The sequence below is a fragment of the Bacillus cereus group sp. Bce019 genome (genome assembly GCF_051781745.1).
GTDB lineage: Bacteria > Bacillota > Bacilli > Bacillales > Bacillaceae_G > Bacillus_A > Bacillus_A cereus.
On record NZ_JBPWJX010000246.1, the window covers coordinates 1 to 253 of the forward strand.

The following is a 253-nucleotide window of genomic DNA, read 5'->3' on the forward strand; positions in this document are numbered from 1 at the left end:
GAAGTTCGGCAAGGCCCCGTCCCGCAACATCACCAAGTCGGCCCCTGCCGCCCAACCGAAGCGCTCTGCGCCGACCGTTGAGGGCTACGGCTCCCGCTCGGAGATGGTTGCCGATATGAGCAAGGCTGAATACCGCAATGACCCGGCCTTCCGCGCCAAGGTAGAAGCTCGCGTAGCCGCCACCTCGTTCTGACGGACCAGCAAAAACCCTCACTTTAAGGGACACACATCGAGTCTTCGGGTACATCCCGAG

Annotated in this window: 1 protein-coding gene; it reads left to right on the forward strand. The window is 62.1% G+C overall.

The genetic code is table 11. From position 1 onward, the window contains the following. A partial coding sequence (locus tag ACS2QP_RS28205) for a capsid assembly protein (protein ID WP_438883130.1) occupies positions 1 to 193 on the forward strand: 193 nt, incomplete at its 5' end. Positions 194 to 253: the final 60 nt, after the last annotated feature.